16 protein-coding genes and 1 riboswitch are annotated in these 17,001 nt (G+C 70.9%); of the genes, 5 read left to right on the top strand and 11 right to left on the bottom strand.

Features of this window, described 5'->3' with window-relative positions; all coding sequences use genetic code 11:
• Nucleotides 1–31 precede the first annotated feature (31 nt).
• Nucleotides 32–535: an EF-hand domain-containing protein gene (locus ACVDFE_RS17240; protein ID WP_458431040.1), complete on the top strand. Its 504-nt coding sequence runs from the start codon at nucleotides 32–34 to the stop codon at nucleotides 533–535.
• Nucleotides 536–663: 128 nt separating this feature from the next.
• On the opposite strand, the gene ACVDFE_RS17235 is transcribed toward ACVDFE_RS17240, so the two are convergent.
• Nucleotides 664–1,206: a maltokinase N-terminal cap-like domain-containing protein gene (locus ACVDFE_RS17235; RefSeq protein WP_360392087.1), complete on the bottom strand. Its 543-nt coding sequence runs from the start codon at nucleotides 1,204–1,206 to the stop codon at nucleotides 664–666.
• 10 nt (nucleotides 1,207–1,216) lie between these two features.
• Complete coding sequence (gene folE, locus ACVDFE_RS17230) at nucleotides 1,217–1,762, bottom strand: GTP cyclohydrolase I FolE (protein WP_458431039.1); 546 nt, start codon at nucleotides 1,760–1,762, stop codon at nucleotides 1,217–1,219.
• Nucleotides 1,763–1,816: 54 nt separating this feature from the next.
• Here folE and ACVDFE_RS17225 point away from each other — a divergent pair, with 54 nt between their 5' ends.
• The gene (locus tag ACVDFE_RS17225) at nucleotides 1,817–2,491 is read left to right on the top strand and encodes a helix-turn-helix transcriptional regulator (protein ID WP_458431038.1); all 675 of its coding nucleotides are present in this window, start codon (nucleotides 1,817–1,819) and stop codon (nucleotides 2,489–2,491) included.
• Here ACVDFE_RS17225 and cobN read toward each other — a convergent pair.
• Nucleotides 2,452–6,018 carry a cobaltochelatase subunit CobN gene (cobN, locus tag ACVDFE_RS17220; RefSeq protein ID WP_458431037.1) on the bottom strand — a complete coding sequence of 1,189 codons (3,567 nt, stop codon included), beginning with the start codon at nucleotides 6,016–6,018 and terminating at the stop codon, nucleotides 2,452–2,454. The two genes, ACVDFE_RS17225 and cobN, sit on opposite strands and share 40 nt — an antisense overlap.
• 55 nt (nucleotides 6,019–6,073) lie before the next feature.
• A riboswitch (cobalamin riboswitch) is annotated at nucleotides 6,074–6,143 on the bottom strand.
• A 51-nt stretch (nucleotides 6,144–6,194) separates the two neighbouring features.
• Between cobN and ACVDFE_RS17215 the strand changes: the two genes are divergently transcribed.
• Nucleotides 6,195–7,175, top strand: a complete 981-nt coding sequence (locus ACVDFE_RS17215; RefSeq protein ID WP_458431036.1) for a hypothetical protein — start codon at nucleotides 6,195–6,197, stop codon at nucleotides 7,173–7,175.
• Entirely contained in the window at nucleotides 7,172–7,792 is a 621-nt protein-coding gene (locus ACVDFE_RS17210; protein WP_458431035.1) for a precorrin-8X methylmutase, read from the top strand. Before ACVDFE_RS17215 ends, ACVDFE_RS17210 begins: the two co-directional genes overlap by 4 nt.
• A gap of 59 nt (nucleotides 7,793–7,851) precedes the next feature.
• On the opposite strand, the gene ACVDFE_RS17205 is transcribed toward ACVDFE_RS17210, so the two are convergent.
• Nucleotides 7,852–9,033, bottom strand: coding sequence for an RNA-guided endonuclease InsQ/TnpB family protein (locus ACVDFE_RS17205; protein WP_458431034.1), 1,182 nt, complete (start codon nucleotides 9,031–9,033; stop codon nucleotides 7,852–7,854).
• 113 nt (nucleotides 9,034–9,146) lie between these two features.
• Between ACVDFE_RS17205 and ACVDFE_RS17200 the strand changes: the two genes are divergently transcribed.
• Nucleotides 9,147–10,598 (top strand): precorrin-2 C(20)-methyltransferase, encoded by a 1,452-nt coding sequence (locus ACVDFE_RS17200; RefSeq protein ID WP_458431033.1) that lies wholly within the window; start codon nucleotides 9,147–9,149, stop codon nucleotides 10,596–10,598.
• Here the strand turns inward: ACVDFE_RS17200 and ACVDFE_RS17195 are convergent.
• From ACVDFE_RS17195 to ACVDFE_RS17165, 7 genes are read right to left on the bottom strand one after another with little or no spacing between them, the layout of a single operon-like run.
• A complete protein-coding gene (locus ACVDFE_RS17195; protein ID WP_458431032.1) occupies nucleotides 10,570–11,271 on the bottom strand; it encodes a cobalt-precorrin-6A reductase in 702 nt (233 codons plus the stop codon). The two genes, ACVDFE_RS17200 and ACVDFE_RS17195, sit on opposite strands and share 29 nt — an antisense overlap.
• Entirely contained in the window at nucleotides 11,268–12,008 is a 741-nt protein-coding gene (gene cobM, locus ACVDFE_RS17190; RefSeq protein ID WP_458431031.1) for a precorrin-4 C(11)-methyltransferase, read from the bottom strand. The genes ACVDFE_RS17195 and cobM overlap by 4 nt, the downstream gene beginning before the upstream one ends.
• The gene (cbiE, locus tag ACVDFE_RS17185) at nucleotides 12,005–13,150 is read right to left on the bottom strand and encodes a precorrin-6y C5,15-methyltransferase (decarboxylating) subunit CbiE (RefSeq protein ID WP_360392108.1); all 1,146 of its coding nucleotides are present in this window, start codon (nucleotides 13,148–13,150) and stop codon (nucleotides 12,005–12,007) included. The genes cobM and cbiE overlap by 4 nt, the downstream gene beginning before the upstream one ends.
• On the bottom strand, nucleotides 13,131–13,520 hold the full coding sequence (locus tag ACVDFE_RS17180; RefSeq protein ID WP_360392678.1) for a TIGR03618 family F420-dependent PPOX class oxidoreductase: 390 nt from the start codon (nucleotides 13,518–13,520) through the stop codon (nucleotides 13,131–13,133). The genes cbiE and ACVDFE_RS17180 overlap by 20 nt, the downstream gene beginning before the upstream one ends.
• Nucleotides 13,521–13,579: 59 nt before the next feature.
• Entirely contained in the window at nucleotides 13,580–15,958 is a 2,379-nt protein-coding gene (locus ACVDFE_RS17175; RefSeq protein ID WP_458431030.1) for an ATP-binding protein, read from the bottom strand.
• A complete protein-coding gene (locus tag ACVDFE_RS17170) occupies nucleotides 15,958–16,572 on the bottom strand; it encodes a DUF6879 family protein (RefSeq protein ID WP_458431029.1) in 615 nt (204 codons plus the stop codon). Before ACVDFE_RS17170 ends, ACVDFE_RS17175 begins: the two co-directional genes overlap by 1 nt.
• A complete protein-coding gene (locus tag ACVDFE_RS17165; RefSeq protein WP_360392681.1) occupies nucleotides 16,565–16,918 on the bottom strand; it encodes a hypothetical protein in 354 nt (117 codons plus the stop codon). The genes ACVDFE_RS17170 and ACVDFE_RS17165 overlap by 8 nt, the downstream gene beginning before the upstream one ends.
• Between the last annotated feature and the right edge of the window lie 83 nt (nucleotides 16,919–17,001).

The raw sequence follows: 17,001 nt of genomic DNA, 5'->3' as shown, positions 1-17,001 counted from the left end.
CGCTGGACCGTTCGGCCCATGGTCCTTGCTCATGGCGAGCGACCTGCAAAGACGCAAGGTGTCCGTGGTGTTCGGCGCGTTGGACGCCAACACCGACGGGTACCTCGACGAGAGCGACTTCCGCGCGCTCACCGCGCGCTGGGTGTCGTTGCGCGGCGGCGACGAGGAGCTGCTGTCCGAGGTGATGATGGGCTGGTGGGCCACCCTCACGTCGGCGGCGGGCACCGACCGGGTGAGCATGGACGACGTGCTGTCCATCGTGGACGTGCTGCCGCGGAGCCCGGAGGCGGTCACCGGCACGGCGCACGCGATGTTCGGTGCCGTGGACGCCAACGGGGACGACTACGTGTCGCCGGAGGAGTTCCAGACGATGATCTCCGCGTGGCTCGGTCATGACGGTGCCACCGACTTCGCGGCCCTCGACTCCGACGGCGACGGCAGGCTGTCGCGCGACGAGTTCGCCCAGCTGTGGCTGGAGTTCTGGTCCGGCGACGACCCCTCCGCCGCCGGCACCCGCGTCTTCGGCCCTCTCTGACTCCCCCTGCTGCTCCGGCAGGCAGGGGCACGGGCCGGGGCGATCATGGTCGGCGGTGGCGGTCGCGGTGGACGCGACGGTCGTGCGCTGCCTGCTGGTGCCCGCGGCGATGGGGGTGCTGGGCGACCTCAACCGGTGGGCGCCGGGCGCACGACGGCGAGGCGACCGGACCCGCCCTCCCACGAGCCCGTGACCACGCCGACCACGTCACCGTCGGCGGGGCGCGGCAGCACCAGGCGGTCGAGCTCGACCACGACCGGACCCCCCACCGCGCGCCGCAGCTCGCCGCGGGCCTCGGCGGCCAGGCTGCGGCTGCCCGGCTCCGAGGTGCCGCCGGTGGTGACGAGGTCGAGCACGGCGGCGTGCCAGACGGGGTCGGTGACGGCGTCGTAGATCCACCGCGGGCCCAGGACGCTGTGCTCGGCGGTCGTGAGGAGCGCGCCACCGTCGAGCGGCGCCGGCCGGTAGGTCAGCGGGACCTGGTAGACCGACTCACCCGCCCGCAGCAGGTGCGTCTCCACGCCGACCTCGCCCGCGGGGTCGGAGAACCGGAAGTACCCGACCGGCCGCAACGGCCCCTCGCCCGCGTACCAGTCCTGCCGCGCCACCCAGGCGGGCACGAAGTCGCGGAACGGCGGTGTCAGCGCGGCCCCGGCGTGGATGTTCCCCATGTCCCGCAGGTTACGCGTGCACCAGCGTGAAGAACTCCTGCCGGGACGCGGGGTCCTGCCGCAACGCGCCCTGCAACGCCGAGGTCACCGTGCGGGACCCGCTGACCCGCACCCCGCGCAACGCCATGCACATGTGCTCGGCCTCGATCACCACGCCGACGCCCTTGGGCCGCAGGTGTTCCTGCAGCCAGTCGGCGACCTGCTTGGTCAGCCGCTCCTGCACCTGGAGGTCGCGGGCGAACATCTCCACGACCCGCGCGAGCTTCGACAGCCCCAGGATGCGCTCCCCCGGCAGGTACCCGACGTGCGCGATGCCGTGGAACGGCAGCATGTGGTGCTCGCACAACGACTGCACCGGGATGCCGCGGGCCAGCACCAGCTCGTCGTAGCCCTCGTCGTTGGGGAACGTGGTCAGGTTGAACGTCCGGGGCGTCAGCAGCTCCTCGTACGCCTCGGCGACCCGGCGCGGCGTGTCGGCCAGGTGTTCGGAGTACGGGTCCTTGCCCAGCGCCTTGAGCAGGTCCGTGACCGCCTTCTGCGCGCCCTCGACGTCCATGCCGCCACGGTAGTTCGGCTGGCCGAATTTAGTCAATGGGAGTAGTTTTTAGAAATGGCCGACCCCGTCGCCGCCGTCGCGGCCCTGGACGAACCGAACCGGCGCAGGCTGTACGACCTCGTGGCCCGCCGGACCGCGCCGATCAGCAAGGACGAGGCCGCGCAAGCCACCGGACTGCCCCGCACGACCGCCGGGTTCCACCTCGACAAGCTGGTCGAGATGGGCCTCCTCACAGTCGTGCACCAGCGCCGGACCGGACGCGGCGGACCGGGCGCGGGCCGTCCGGCGAAGCTCTACCGCCGTGCCGAGGAGCAGATCGCGGTGTCGCTGCCGGACCGGCGGTACGAGGCCGCGAGCCACCTGCTGACCGACGCGCTCCTCGAAGCCGAGACCACCGGTGAGCCCCCGCGCGAGGTCCTGCGCCGCCGCGCGCACGAGTGGGGCACGGCCCTCGCGGCCGCCGCGCGGGGCGACCTCGTGCAGGCGCTGGAGGACTTCGGGTTCGAGCCGCGGGCCGGGGACGGCTCGGTCCTGCTGGGCAACTGCCCGTTCCACAGCCTCGCGCAACGCCACACCGAGCTGGTCTGCGGCCTCAACCTCCGCCTGCTCACCGGCCTGGCCGACGGCATCGGGGCGGGCTACCGCGCCCGCCTCGACCCGTCACCGGACCACTGCTGCGTGCGCCTCGATCAGGCGCCGTCCTCCAGGTCGCCCTCGGTCTCCAGGTAGGCCGCCCGCAGCGCGTCCAGGGTGGCCTCCTCCGGGTGCTCCCACATCTTGCGCTCGGCGGCCTCCAGCAACCGTTCCGCGATGCCGTGCAACGCCCACGGGTTCGAGGTCTGCAGGAACTTCCGCGTCTCCGGGTCGAGCACGTAGGTCTCGGTCAGCTTCTCGTACATCCAGTCGGCGACCACGCCGGTCGTGGCGTCGTAGCCGAACAGGTACTCGACCGTGGCCTGCAGCTCGAACGCGCCCTTGTACCCGTGCTGGCGCATCGCGTTGACCCAGCGCGGGTTCACCACGCGGGCCCGGAAGATCCGCGACGTTTCCTCGGTGAGCGTGCGGGTCCGCACCGCCTCCGGGCGCGTGCTGTCCCCGACGTACGCGGCGGGCGCCTTGCCGGTCAGCGCCTTCACCATCGTGACCATGCCGCCGTGGTACTGGAAGTAGTCGTCCGAGTCGGCGATGTCGTGCTCGCGGGTGTCGATGTTCTTGGCCGCCACCGCGATCCGCCGGTACGCCGACTCCATGTCCGCGCGCGCGGCGATGCCGTCGACACCGCGACCGTAGGCGTAGCCACCCCAGACCGCGTACACCTCGGCGATGTCCTGCGAGTCGCGCCAGTTGCGGCTGTCGATCAACGGCAGCACGCCGGCGCCGTACGCACCGGGCTTCGAGCCGAAGATCCGCAGCGTCGCCCGGCGGTGGTCGCCGTGCTCCGCCAGGTCCTGCACCGCGTGCGCCCGCACGAAGTTCTGCTCCGCCGGTTCGTCCAGCGCCGCGACCAGCTGCACCGCGTCGTCCAGGAGGGACACGACGTGCGGGAAGGCGTCGCGGAAGAACCCGGAGATCCGCACGGTGACGTCGATGCGCGGCCGGCCGAGCTCGTCGAGCGGGACGACCTCCAGACCGGTCACGCGGCGGGACTGGTCGTCCCACACCGGTCGCACGCCCAGCAGCGCGAACACCTCGGCGATGTCGTCACCGGCGGTGCGCATCGCGGACGTGCCCCACACCGACAGACCCACGGACGGCGGCCATTCACCGTCGTTGTCGGCCCGGTAGCGCTCCACCAGCGAGTCCGCCATCGCCTGGCCGGTCTCCCACGCGAGCCGCGACGGGATGGCCTTCGGGTCGACCGAGTAGAAGTTGCGGCCGGTCGGCAGCACGTTCACCAGACCGCGCAACGGGGAACCGGACGGACCGGCCGGGACGTAGCCGCCGTCGAGCGCGTGCAGGACGTGCGTCATCTCGTCGGTCGTGCGGGCGAGCCGCGGCACCACCTCGACGGCCGCGAACTCCAGGATCTTCTGCACGTCGGTGTTCTCGTGCAGCGTCTTCGCCACGGTGGCGTCCCAGCCCGCGTCCTCCATCGCCTGGACGAGCACGCGGGCCTGTTCCTCAACGGTGTCAACGTCTTCACGCGCCGTGCCGACGAGTCCGAGCGCCTCGCGCAGACCGGGCAGCGCCGCGACCTGACCGCCCCACATCTGCCGCGCCTGGAGCATCGCGAGCACCAGGTTGACGCGGGTCTCCCCCGCCGGCGCTTGGCCGAGGACGTGCAGGCCGTCGCGGATCTGGACGTCCTTGACCTCGCACAGCCAGCCGTCGACGTGCAGGATGAACTCGTCGAACTCCGCGTCGTGCGGCCGGTCGTCGAGCCCCAGGTCGTGGTCGAGCTTCGCGGCCTTGATCAACGTCCAGATCTGCGCGCGGATCGCCGGCACCTTGGCCGGGTCCATCGCGGAGATGTTCCCGTACTCGTCCAGCAACTGCTCCAGCCGCGCGATGTCGCCGTAGCTGTCCGCGCGGGCCATCGGCGGCACGAGGTGGTCGACCAGCGTGGCGTGTGCGCGCCGCTTGGCCTGCGTGCCCTCACCGGGGTCGTTGACGAGGAACGGGTAGATCAGCGGCAGGTCGCCGAGCGCCGCGTCCGTGCCGCAGGACGCCGACATGCCGACGGTCTTGCCCGGCAGCCACTCCAGGTTGCCGTGCTTGCCCACGTGCACCACGGCGTCGGCGCGGAAGCTCGACTCGATCCAGTGGTAGGCACCGAGGTAGTGGTGCGAGGGCGGCAGGTCCGGGTCGTGGTAGATCGCGATCGGGTTCTCGCCGAACCCGCGCGGCGGCTGGACCATGACGGTGACGTTGCCGGACCGCAGGGCCGCGAGGACGATCTCGCCGTCGCGGTCCTTGCTGCGGTCCACGAACAGCTCACCGGGCGCCTCACCCCAGTGCTCCCGCATCGACTCGCGGAACTCCTCCGGCAGCGTCTCGTGGAACCGCCGGTAGTCGGCGGCCGCGATGCGCACCGGGTTGCTCTCGAACTGCTCCTGCGTCAGCCAGTCCACGTCCTGCCCGCCCGCGGCGATCAGCGCGTGGATCAGCTTGTCGCCGTCGAGCTCGTCGACGCCCGGCAGGTCGTCGCCGATGTCGTAACCGTGCTCCCGCATGGCCTTCAGCAACCGGACCGTGGAGGCGGGCGTGTCGAGGCCGACCGCGTTGCCGATGCGGGAGTGCTTGGTCGGGTACGCCGACAGCATCACGACGACCCTGCGCTCGCCGACCGGGATGTGCCGCAACCGCGCGTGCCTGGTCGCGATGCCCGCGACGCGCAGCGCCCGTTCCGGGTCGGCGACGTAGACGGTGAGACCGTCGGAGTCGATCTCCTTGAACGAGAACGGGACCGTGATGATCCGGCCGTCGAACTCGGGGATCGCCACCTGGGTCGCGGTGTCGAGTGGCGACAGACCGTCGTCGTTGGAGTCCCACTGCTCACGGCTGGAGGTGAGGCACAGGCCCTGCAGGATCGGCACGTCCAGCGCCGCCAGCGCACCCACGTCCCACGCGTCGTCGTCACCGCCCGCGCTCGCGTTCGCCGGGTTCGTGCCGCCGGCCGCGAGGACCGTCACGACCAGCGCGTCGGCCTGCCGGAGCGTGTCGAGCAGCTCGGGTTCGGCGGTGCGCAGCGACGAGCAGAACACCGGCAGCGGCCTGCCGCCCTTGGCCTCGATCGCGTCGCACAGCGCGTGCACGAACGCCGTGTTCCCCGCCACGTGGTGCGCGCGGTAGTAGAGCACCGCGACCGTCGGGCCCTCCACCGCGGCCGGCTCGCGTTCCAGCACCCCCCACGTGGGGGTGGCGGCGGGCGCGGCGAACCCGTGGCCGGTCAGCAGGATCGTGTCCTCGAGGAACTTGTGCAGCTCGGCGAGGTTCCCGGGGCCGCCCTGCGCGAGGTACAGGTGCGCCTCCGCGCACACGCCGCCCGGCACCGTCGACAGCTCCATGAGCGCCGCGTCGGGCTGCATCTCACCGCCGAGGACGACCACGGGCAGCGGCTGCGCGAGCAGCCAGTCGAGGCCCTCCTCCCACATCCGGCGGCCGCCGAGGATGCGCACGACGACCAGGTCCACGCCCTCGACCAGCGCGGGAAGGTCGTCGGTGGTCGTGCGCGAAGGGTTGCCGAGCCGGTACTCGGCGCCACTCGCACGCGCCGACAGCAGGTCGGTGTCGGAGGTCGACAGCAGCAGGATCACGCGGGCTCCATCCCTCGTGGGGTCCTCGCCCCAGGTCACGGGTCGCGACGAAGCGGAGTTCCTGACTCCCGGCGAGTTCGCTGGTCACAGTGGCGGGACCGCGCCGGATTCGCACCGGCTTCCTCCTGCGCTTCGTCGTTCGGGCTCACCCTAACCGGCGGGTTACAGTCCGACCTATGCGTACTCACCCGGATGCCTGCCCCGGCGCCGTCGAGCTGCACCAGGCGGCCGATGGCGGGTTGGCCCGCATCCGGGTCCCCGGCGGCACCCTCTCCGCAGCTCAGTGGGATGCCGTGCGCACCGCCGCGGCCGAACTGGGGTCGGGCGTGCTGGAGCTGACCTCGCGGGCGAACCTCCAGATCAGGGGCCTCACGTCGGGGGTCGAGCTGGGTGCCCGCCTGCGTGCGTGCGGCCTGCTGCCGTCGGACACCCACGAACGCATCCGCAACATCATCGCCGCGCCCCTGGACGACAACCAGGCGCTGGTCGACGCGCTGGACACCGCCCTGTGCTCCGACCCGTCACTCGCCGCCCTACCAGGGCGTTTCCTGGTGACGGTGGGTGCTTCGGTGAGCGGTCTGGGCGGCGACATCGGCCTGGTGGACGACGCGCTCCTGCTCGCCGGTACCGATACAGGTGTCCGGGTCGACGACCCCGTGGACGCCGTCGTCACCGCCGCCCGGCTGTTCCAGGAGCTGCGCGGCACGGCCTGGCGCCTGTCCGAAGTGGACGGCGGTGTGCGCAAGATCACCGCCCACCTCGGCACTTCCGCCGCACCGCGCGTCACCCCGGCTGTGACTCCTGTCGCACCTTCACCTGTGACACCAGGCGTTCCACTGGGCCGGCTCGACGCCGGTCAGCTGCCGGGCACGGCCCTGCGCCTGACCCCGTGGCGCTCCCTCGTCGTGCCGCCGGGCACCGACACGTCCGGCCTGATCACCGACCCCGCCTCGCCGTGGCACGGGGTGAGCGCGTGCACCGGCAAGCCGGGGTGCGCGAAGTCGTTGTCGGACGTCCGCGCCGACGCCCGCGCGTGGCTCGGCACGCCCCACTCGCGGCCGGTGCACTGGTCGGGTTGCTCACGCCGATGTGGTCGTCCGGCCGGTGATGTGATCGAGTTCGTCGCGACCGGCGACGGCTACGAGGAGATCAGGTGACGGAGTACATCAGGGACGGCGCGGAGATCTACCGGCAGTCCTTCGCCACCATCCGCGCGGAGGCGGACCTCACCGCCTTCCCCGCCGACGTCGCCCAGGTCGTGGTCCGCATGATCCACGCCTGCGGCATGACGGACCTGCCGCGGGACGTCGGGTTCTCCCCGCACGTCGTCCGCGACGCCCGCGCGGCGTTGCGCGCCGGCGCCCCGATCCTGTGCGACGCCAACATGGTCGCGTCCGGCGTGACCCGCCGTCGCCTCCCCGCGGACAACGAGGTCCTCTGCTACCTGCAGGACCCCCGTACCCCCGCACTGGCGACCGAGATCGGCAACACGCGCAGCGCGGCGGCACTCGAACTGCTCGCCGACCGCTTCGACGGCGCGGTGATCGCCATCGGCAACGCCCCCACCGCCCTCTTCCACCTCCTGGACCTGATCGCGGCCGGAGCCCCGCGACCGGCGGCCGTGCTCGGCATCCCGGTCGGGTTCATCGGCGCCGCGGAGTCCAAAGACGCCCTGGCCGCAACGGATCTCGAACACCTCGTGGTCCGCGGCCGGCGCGGCGGCAGTGCCATGACGGCGGCCGCCATCAACGCGATCGCTAGTGAGGACGATTGACCTGCCCCAGCCACGAGGCGGGGGCTCCGCCGGGTTCACACCCGACAGTTCCTGTTTCTTCACCCCGGAAGGGGAGGTTTCGACAGCTGCTTCCCCGGCTTGTGCCGGGGAAGACTGACGCCGTCTCCACAGGCTGCAACCGCCAGCCCGGCGGCCAGTATGTTCTTTGCGGCGTTCACGTCCCGATCGTGAACAGCACCACACCGGCAGATCCACTGCCGAACATCAAGCGGAAGAACTTCGCGTCGAAGACCACACGCCGAGCAGGTCTTGCTCGACGGGAACCAACGATCAATCACAACCACTTCACGGCCATACCACGCTGCCTTGTACTCCAGCATGAACCGCAGCTGTGCCCACGACGCGTCGGAAATCGCTTTGGCCAACCGCCCACTGCGGAGCATGTGGGCGACACCCAAGTCCTCGATCACGATCGTTTGGTTCTCACGAACGAGCCGAGTGGTGAGTTTGTGCAGGAGGTCCCGCCTCCGGTCGGCGGTGCGGGCGTGCACTCGTGCGACTACTTGTCGTGCCTTCTCCCGGTTGGCGGATCCGATCTGCTTCCTGGACAAGCTCCGTTGTGCCTTGGCGAGCCTGAACCGATCCCTCCGTTCGAGCCTCGGGTTGCTGACCTTCTCTCCTGTCGACAACGTCACCAACGCCGTCAAACCCACATCGACTCCCACGACACCTGCTTCGGGTGGCAAGTGATCGATGTCGGCTTGCACCAGAATCGACACGAACCACCGACCAGCGGGGTCCCTCGAGACGGTGATGGTCGAAGGCCGCGCACCTTCTGGCAGTGGGCGCGACCACACGACGGCCAGCGGTTCGGTCATCTTCGCCAGCGTCAGCTCACCATCGCGCCACCGGAACGCCGAGCGGGTGTACTCGGCCGAGGCGCGCGATCGCTTGCGCGACTTGAAACGCGGATGTCGTGCGCGTTTTGCGAAGAAGTTGCCGAACGCGGTCTGCAGATGCCGCAACGCCTGCTGCAGTGGGACGCAAGAAACTTCGTTGAGGAAGGCCAGCTCCTCAGTCTGCTTCCACTCGGTGAGCATGGCAGAGGTGTCGATGTAACTGATGCGCCGTTGCTCGTCACGCCAAGCCGCAGAGCGGACGTCCAAGGCCTTGTTGTAAACCAGACGTGCACATCCGAACGTGCGCGACAGCTCAGCCGCCTGCGCTTCAGTCGGATAGAAGCGGTAGCGGAACGCACGCCGCACCAGCGCTCGACCCACAACTCATATTGTTGCAAACAACTTCTTCGAACCAGATCCGCGGGTGGGAACACCACGCTCAGAAGGGCGCGCAGGCGAACCCGACCCCTCTCGTCTGCGCTGATTGGAGTTCAATGACGGGCAAGCTCTACGGCGTCGGTGTGGGTCCCGGTGACCCCGAACTCGTGACGGTCAAGGCCGCACGGCTCATCCGGGAAGCCGACGTCATCGCCTACCACAGCGCCCGGCACGGTCGCAGCAACGCCAAGAGCATCGCGGCACCGTACTTCCGCGACGGTCAGATCATGGAGCAGCTCGTCTACCCGGTCACCACCGAGGACACCGACGACTACCAGGGCGAGATCGACGCGTTCTACGAGGAGGCCGCCGCCACGCTGGCCGCGCACCTCGACGCCGGCCGCACGGTGGTCGTCCTCGCGGCGGGAGACCCGTTCTTCTACGGCTCCTACATGCACATGCACAAGCGGCTCGCCCACCGCTACGAGGCGGAGGTCGTCCCCGGCGTCACGTCCGTCAGCGGTGCCTCCGCGGTACTGGGCACCCCGCTCGTCGAACGGGACGAGGTGCTCACGATCCTGCCCGGCACGCTGCCGCCGGCCGAGCTGGCCGCGCGGATCGCGGACACCGACTGCGCCGCGATCCTCAAGCTGGGCCGCACCTTCGGCAACGTCCGGCAGGCGCTGGAGGAGGCCGGGCGGCTCGACGGCGCCTGGTACGTGGAGCGGGCGACCACCGGGCGGGAGCGCACGGCGAAGCTCGCCGACGTCGACCCCGGGTCGGTGCCGTACTTCTCGCTTGCGTTGCTGCCCAGCAACTCCCGGCCGGCGCGGCCGGGTGGTGAGGTCGTGGTCGTCGGTCTCGGCCCAGGCCACCACTCCTGGCTCACCCCGGAGGCGAAGCGGGCGCTGGAGTCCGCCGACGACCTCGTCGGCTACACCACCTACCTGAACCGGGTGCCCGACCGCCCCGGCCAGACGAAGCACGCCTCGCACAACCAGGTCGAGTCCGAGCGCGCCGCCTTCGCACTCGACCTGGCCCGCCGCGGGTCGCGCGTCGCGGTCGTCTCGTCGGGTGACCCCGGTGTGTTCGCGATGGCCACCGCGGTCCTCGAAGTGGCCGCAGAACACCCGGACGTCCCGGTGCGGGTGCTCCCCGGTGTCACGGCCGCGAACGCCGTCGCCGCGAAGGCCGGTGCGCCGCTGGGGCACGACTACGCGGTGATCTCGTTGAGCGACCGCCTCAAGCCGTGGGACGTCATCGCCGAACGCCTGGAGGCCACCGCCAAGGCGGACCTGGTGATCGCGATCTACAACCCCGCCTCGAAGGCCCGCACGCACCAGGTGGCGGAGATGCGCGACCTGCTGCTCAAGCACCGTTCGCCGGACACGCCGCTGGTCGTCGGCCGGGACGTCGGCGGTCCGGAGGAGGAGATCCGCGTCCTCACCCTCGGCGCGCTCGACCCGGCCACGATCGACATGCGCTGCCTGCTGGTCGTCGGCTCGTCGCAGACCGTCGTGACCGAGCAGGGGGTCGTGTTCACGCCCCGGCGGTACCCAACCAGCTGACGGCCTCGTCCACGGTGGCCACCGCCTCCACGGGTGGGAGCGGTGGCCGCCGCACGACGACGACGGGGAGGCCGAGCCGTTCCGCGGCGTCCAGCTTCGCCGACGTCATCGCGCCGCCGCTGTCCTTCGTCACGAGCACGTCGATCCGGTGCTCGCGCATCAGCGCCAGCTCGCCTTCGACGGTGAACGGCCCGCGCGACAGCAGCACCTCGATCCGTTGGGGCATCGGCGGTTCCGGCGGTTCGACCATGCGCGCGAGGAACCACTGCGGGCACCCGGCGAACTCGGCGAGGTCCTGCCGCCCGGTCGTGAGGAACACCCGCTCGCCGGGCAGGGCTGCCGCCGCGTCCGCGACGCTGTCCACCCGGGTCCACCCCGGACGGGGCGTGAACCCGGGCCGCCGCAGGACCAGCAGCGGCACCCCGACCCGTTGGCAGGCCTCAAAAGCGTTCGCGGTGATCCGCGCCGCGAACGGGTGGGTGGCGTCGACCACGGCGTGGATGTCGTTGTCCCGCAACCACTGCGCGAGCCCGTCCACCCCACCGAACCCGCCGACCCGCACCTGTCCGGCCGGGAGCCGCGGCTCGCGCACCCGTCCGGCCAGGGAGGACACCGCGGTGACCCGGGACGCCAGCGCGCGGGCCTCGCCGGTGCCGCCGAGGATGAGGATCATCGAACGCGGGTCGCCGAGTACAGGTGGCTGTCCGGGAACTGCGTCGCCCCCAGCACCTTCCCCACGATGATCACCGCGGTCCGCTTGATGCCCGCCGCGGCGACCTGGGCGGCGATGTCGTCGAGGGTGCCCCGCAACACGACCTCGTCCGCGCGCGAGGCGTACGCGACGACCGCGACCGGGCAGTCCGCGCCGTAGTTGGGCACCAGCTCCGCGACCACGTCCGCGATCCGCTGCACGGCCAGGTGCAGCACGAGCGTCGCGTTCGACCGCCCCAGCGTGTCCAGGTCCTCGCCCTCCGGCATCGGCGTGGCCCGCTGCGACGTCCGCGTGAGGATGACGGTCTGCCCGACGCCCGGAACGGTCAGCTCGCGCTGCAACGACGCCGCCGCGGCCGCGAACGCCGGCACCCCCGGCGTCACGTCGTAGCCGATGCCCAGCGCGTCCAGCCGCCGCATCTGCTCGGCCATCGCGCTGAACACCGCCGGGTCGCCGGAGTGCAGCCGCGCCACGTCCAGTCCGGCCTCGTCGGCCGCCACCAGCTCAGCGATGATCTCGTCGAGCGTCAGGTTCGCCGTGTCGACCAGCCGTGCGCCGTCCGGGCAGAACTCCAGCAGGTCCACCGGAACGAGCGCACCGGCGTACAGGCACACCGGCGAGGAGGCGATCAGGTCGCGGCCCCGCACGGTGATCAGGTCGGCGGCACCGGGTCCGGCGCCGATGAAGTGCACGGTCACTTGGTCACGCTCCACGTCGTCACCGGCATGTGCGGCCGCCAGCCGGTGAACCCGCCGACGGCGGACCCGCGGTTGACCGCGATCCGCACCAGGTCCCCGCCGAGCCGCGCGTACCACTGCGCCACAACGGCTTCCGACTCCAGCGTCACCGCGTTGACCACCAGCCGCCCACCGGAACCCAGTGCGTCCCAGCAGAACTGCACCACGCCGGGCACCGTCAGCCCGCCGCCGATGAAGATCGCGTCGGGCTTCTCCAGCCCCTCCAACGCCTCCGGCGACCGCCCGACGAGCACCTGCACACCCGGCACGCCCAGCGCGGCGGCGTTGCGCACGATCCGTTCGGCCCGCACCGCGTCCTGCTCGACGGCGATGGCCCTGCACGTCGGGTGCGTGCGCGCCCACTCGATCGCGATGGACCCCGACCCCGCGCCGACGTCCCACAACAGCTGCCCCGGCAACGGCGCCAGCTGCGCCACCGACACCGCCCGCACCTCGCGCTTGGTGAGCTGGCCGTCGGTCTCGTAGGCGTCGTCGGGCAGTCCCGGCACCCGCGAGTACCCCGGTCCGCTGAACTCGACGGCGATCACCGACAGCGGGTCCGCGAGCTGCCCCGACCACGGGTAGACCCGCTCGTGCGGCCCGCCCAGCTGCTCCAGCACCGTGATCGGTCCCGCCAGTGCCGCCACGGCCTCGGCGTCCCCGCCGAGCACCAGCACCCGCCGCCCGGCCGTGAGCGCGGGTCGCAGCAGGTCGACCGACCGCCCCACCAGCGAGACGACCTCGACCTCGTTCAACGCCCACCCGAGCCGCGCGCACGCGAGCGACACCGACGACGGGTGCGGGATGACGGTGACGCGCGGTCCCAGCATGCGCACGAGCGTCGTGCCGATGCCGTGGAACATGGGGTCGCCGGAGGCGAGCACGCACACGTCCCGGTACTTCTCGAACAACGCGGGCAGCGCCGGCACCAGCGGCGAGGGCCACGCGACCCGCTCGAACTCGCCCGGCACCAGGTCGAGCTGCCGCTGCGAGCCCATCAGCACCTTCGACCGCGACACGGCGGCCTGCGCGGCGGGTGAGAGCCCGTCCCACCCGTCGGCGCCGATGCCGACGACGAGGACGTCAGACTGATCCGGAGACACGCTGCACCTGAATCTCGATCACGACCCGTGTGGGGTTGACCCGCGGCTGACGATAACGCTGCGCGTACAGCTCCTCCGCTTGCGCGACGGACTCGGCGTCCTCGCGGACGGTGGCCGGCCCCTCCAGCGCAGACCACCGGCGTCCGTCCACCTGGCACACCGTCGCGTACCCGGCCCCGCGCACGTGCCGGACCTTCCACGACGCGCCGTCCGTGATCACCCGCGCGACACCGTTCACCCGGTCGAGCGTCACTCCCACGGGCACCACGTGCGGCGTGCCGTTCGCACGCACGGTGGACAGCGTGCACAGGTGCCGTTCCGTCCAGAACTCGGTGAACTCGGGGCCGCGCTCGATCGACATGGCACGCATCATCCCCGCGCGGGGCCCGCTGACGAAATCGAGGGAGAGCACCGTCACGCGAAGTCAGGTCATCGGTTCGAGCTCCGGAGCGTCGCGACGAGCTGCCGCGCCCGCGGTTCGTCGAACTCCGCCAAGACCGCGAGCGCTTCCTGTTCGGTGGCGGCTGCCTGCTCCGGCTGTTCGGACTCCCTGAGCGCGCGGGTCAGGTTGGTGAGTGCGCACGCGAGCATCCAGCGGTCGCCGGTGTCCCGGAATGCGGTCACGGCGGTCCGGTGGAACTTCTCCGCCTCGTCCGGCCTGCCCAGTTCCCGATAGGCCTCACCGGTGCCGTCGAGCGCCTCTGCTTCCCGGTTGCGGTCACCGAGCTGCCGCTGCGCCACCGCGGACCGCTGGTAGGAGACCAGGGAGTCGGCCACCTCTCCCCTGGCACGCTGGATTCGGCCCAACTCGGTCAGCCAGTACGCCTCCCAGGCGACGTGGTGGTCCTGTTCGGCGATGGCGAGCGCTCGCCCGATCGACTCCGCCGCCGCGTCGAGCTCGCCGTTCTCCCGCTGGGCCGCGGCCAGCAGGAACCACGCGTTCCCCTCGTAGGCACGGTCGCCGAGGTCCCGGTAGGTCTGCACGGAACGGCCGAGGGCGTCGACCGCGGCCGGGAGCTCCGCGAGGTCGTAGCTGGCACCGCCCAGGTTGGTCATCGCCAGTGCCTGCCAGCGGCGGTCACCGAGCTCTTGAGCGATCTCCAGGCACTGCCGGAAGCGCTCGATGGCAGGAGTGAGCCTTCGGCGGCGCCACTCGAGCAGTCCGAGGGCGTTGACCGACACCATCTCCCCGTAGCGGTCGCCGCTCTCCGCGCGGAGGGCCAGTGCCCGCGAATGACATTCCTCGGCGCGCTCCAGCTGCTGCGACTGGAGGTAGGCCTTGCCGAGGCTGTCGAGCACCTCGCCCTGGGCTGCCAGGTCGCCGATCCGCTCCGCGGCCGCCAGCCCGGCGGAGCTGGTCTCAATCCAGTCCTCGAACGGGTTGCGGCTGACGTAGATGCTGCGCAACAGCACCGGCAGCCGCCACGCGACGTCGTCCCGGCCGGCCGAGACGGCGGTGCGGACGGCGGCGACGAGGTTCGCCCGCTCACGCTCGTACCAGTCGAACGCCTCGCCCCGGTCCGAAAAGGACATAGGAGTCGTGTTCGCGGGCAAGGGTGTCAGGACGACGCGCCGGTCGAGTGGTGCGATGACCGCTGTCGCGTTCGACAACGTGTGGAGGTACCAGCTCAGTCCCCGGTCCACGGCGTCCCTTCTGGCAGCGGCATCTTCATGGTGGAACGCCTGTTGTGCCGCGTAGATGCGCAACAGGTCGTGGAACTGGAACCGGTTCGGCGCGTGCTGTTCCAGCATGTGCGCGCCGATCAGCACGTCGAGCAACTTCCTGGTCTCGGACAGACCGAGGCCGCCGAGCGCGGCCGCCGCGGTGACGCCGAACTCCGCTCCGGGGTGGAGTCCGAGCAGCCGGAACAACCGGGCAGCATCCGCGTGCAAAGCCCGGTAGGACCAGGCGAAGACGGTCCGCACGGCATCCGACTCGTCGTCCTGGTCGGCAGTCAGCGCGTCCCACAACGCCGACTCGTCACGCAGATCGTCGATCAGTTCGTTCAGCATCATCAGCGGACGGCTCGACGCGCGTTCCGCGGCGATGCGCAACGCCAGGGGCAGCCGCGCGCACAGTCTCGCCAGCTCGACCAGGTCGGTCGTGTCGTCGTCGCGCCGGTAGCCGCTGGTGACCGTGCGCAGCAACCGAACCGCCTCCTCCTCGGAGAGCATGTCGAGCACGAGCCGCCGGGCACCGTCGCGGGCCACCAGCCCGGAGAAGCGGTTGCGGCTGGTGATCAGGACCAGGCACGTGGAGCTGCCGGGCAGCAGCGGCCGCACCTGGCCGGGACTCGCCGCGTTGTCCAGGACGACCAGCACGCGCCGGTCGGCGAGCAGCGAGCGGAACAACGCCGACCGGTCCTCCAGGGCGACCGGAATCGTTGTGGCCGGCACGCCGAGCCCCCGCAGGAACCGTTCCAGCGCCTGCTCGGCCGTCACCGGCGCGCCGGGGTCGTAGCCGCGGAGGTTGACGTAGAGCTGGCCGTCCGGGAACCGGTGCCGGACGCTGTGCGCCCAGTGCAGTGCGAGCGACGTCTTGCCGACACCGGCCGTGCCGGTGATCAGGTAGACGGCGACCGGTTCCTCGTCGGCCTGCTCCAGCACCTCGTCGAGCCGGGCGAGCTCGTGCAGTCGATTCACGAACCCGCTCGTGCCACCGGGCAGCTGGTTCGGCCGCGGCAACGGCCGTTCGTGGTCGCGCGGACCGTGGAAGTGGATGCCGCCTTCGACATCCCTCGCCTGCACCACGTCGGCGGCGGACCCGGAGACCGAGGAGCTCGGCTGAAGCCGGTCGTCCGGCTCCATCACCGGCTCCGCAGCGGTGGCCCCAACGACTCGACCTCACGTGCGAAGTACGTGCTGATCGGTTCCGCCTTCTCGTACAGCCGTGTGATGAACTCGCGACAACGGAGCACCGGAGAGGCACCCGTGTAGAGCACTGCGCCCCGCAGACGCCCGTTCTCCTCATAAAGGATCTCGTACATCACGTCGTCGCCCAAGGTGATCAGCTCGGGCAGCAGGCTCTTTTCCTCGAAGCGCGCGACCTCCTGCTGGAGCAGGATCCGAGTAGGGCCGCCGAGCTGATCCCTGACGCGGAGCAGGTGCAGTTCCCACCTCAGGTAGTCCGTCAGCGGATGCTCCACTATTCGCACTCGGGAGGTGACGAACCCCGCGTTCTCGATCTTCGCGTAATGCGCACGCAGAGCCGGCCTGCGTTCGTCCAGGAGCGCGAGGGACCGGTGCCAGTCGCCCTCGTGGAACGCCTCCCAGCTGTCGTCCCCCGGCTCCTCGAAGTGCTGCAGCCGTTCGAGCTTCCAGAAGCCGGACCGGCCGCTGTTCCAGAAGCGCCGGTCGAAGTCGTCGAGGTATGCGTCTCCGAGCAGCAGCTCGCCTTCCGCACCACCGAACAGGTCATGCATCGGGGATGTCCGCCTTCGCCGCGATCACCATTCCCCGCGGCAGCACGACGAGCCGCTCGTCCGCGCCGACGCTGACGCCGTCCGGCAGGCGCCCCGCGTACTCCGGGGTGAGGTCGCGGCCGATGACCGCGACGTCGCCGTTGTCGAGCTCCCAGATGTCAGGGCACTTGGACTCACCACCGCTGGCGGCTTCGTCGGACTCACCGCCGCTGCCCGGTTCCTGCGGTGCGATTCCCCAGCGCCGGGAAAAGTCAGCCGACGGATTCGGTTGCCATATGTTTGTGGACATAACAAGAATGTCCTTTCTCCCCAAACGTAAGAGAATCAAGGTTAGCACCGAAAACATCGGAACCACGACGCCGTTCTTCCACCGATCGTATGAACCTCAATAGCGAACGGCCCGTCACCAAGGTGACGGGCCGTTTGCAT

The sequence above is a fragment of the Lentzea chajnantorensis genome (assembly GCF_054300775.1).
Note: the sequence above shows the minus strand (reverse complement) of the source record. Positions and strands in the feature narration are given on the sequence as shown.

Coding starts and splice junctions, on each gene's coding strand:
- ACVDFE_RS17170 (WP_458431029.1), bottom strand. CDS start 16,572: ATGCATGACCTGTTCGGTGGTGCGGAAGGCGAGCTGCTGCTCGGAGAC.
- ACVDFE_RS17240 (WP_458431040.1), top strand. CDS start 32: ATGGCGAGCGACCTGCAAAGACGCAAGGTGTCCGTGGTGTTCGGCGCG.
- folE (WP_458431039.1), bottom strand. CDS start 1,762: ATGGACGTCGAGGGCGCGCAGAAGGCGGTCACGGACCTGCTCAAGGCG.
- ACVDFE_RS17195 (WP_458431032.1), bottom strand. CDS start 11,271: ATGATCCTCATCCTCGGCGGCACCGGCGAGGCCCGCGCGCTGGCGTCC.
- ACVDFE_RS17180 (WP_360392678.1), bottom strand. CDS start 13,520: ATGCGTGCCATGTCGATCGAGCGCGGCCCCGAGTTCACCGAGTTCTGG.
- ACVDFE_RS17200 (WP_458431033.1), top strand. CDS start 9,147: ATGACGGGCAAGCTCTACGGCGTCGGTGTGGGTCCCGGTGACCCCGAA.
- ACVDFE_RS17175 (WP_458431030.1), bottom strand. CDS start 15,958: ATGGAGCCGGACGACCGGCTTCAGCCGAGCTCCTCGGTCTCCGGGTCC.
- ACVDFE_RS17235 (WP_360392087.1), bottom strand. CDS start 1,206: ATGGGGAACATCCACGCCGGGGCCGCGCTGACACCGCCGTTCCGCGAC.
- ACVDFE_RS17165 (WP_360392681.1), bottom strand. CDS start 16,918: ATGTTTTCGGTGCTAACCTTGATTCTCTTACGTTTGGGGAGAAAGGAC.
- ACVDFE_RS17225 (WP_458431038.1), top strand. CDS start 1,817: ATGGCCGACCCCGTCGCCGCCGTCGCGGCCCTGGACGAACCGAACCGG.
- ACVDFE_RS17215 (WP_458431036.1), top strand. CDS start 6,195: ATGCGTACTCACCCGGATGCCTGCCCCGGCGCCGTCGAGCTGCACCAG.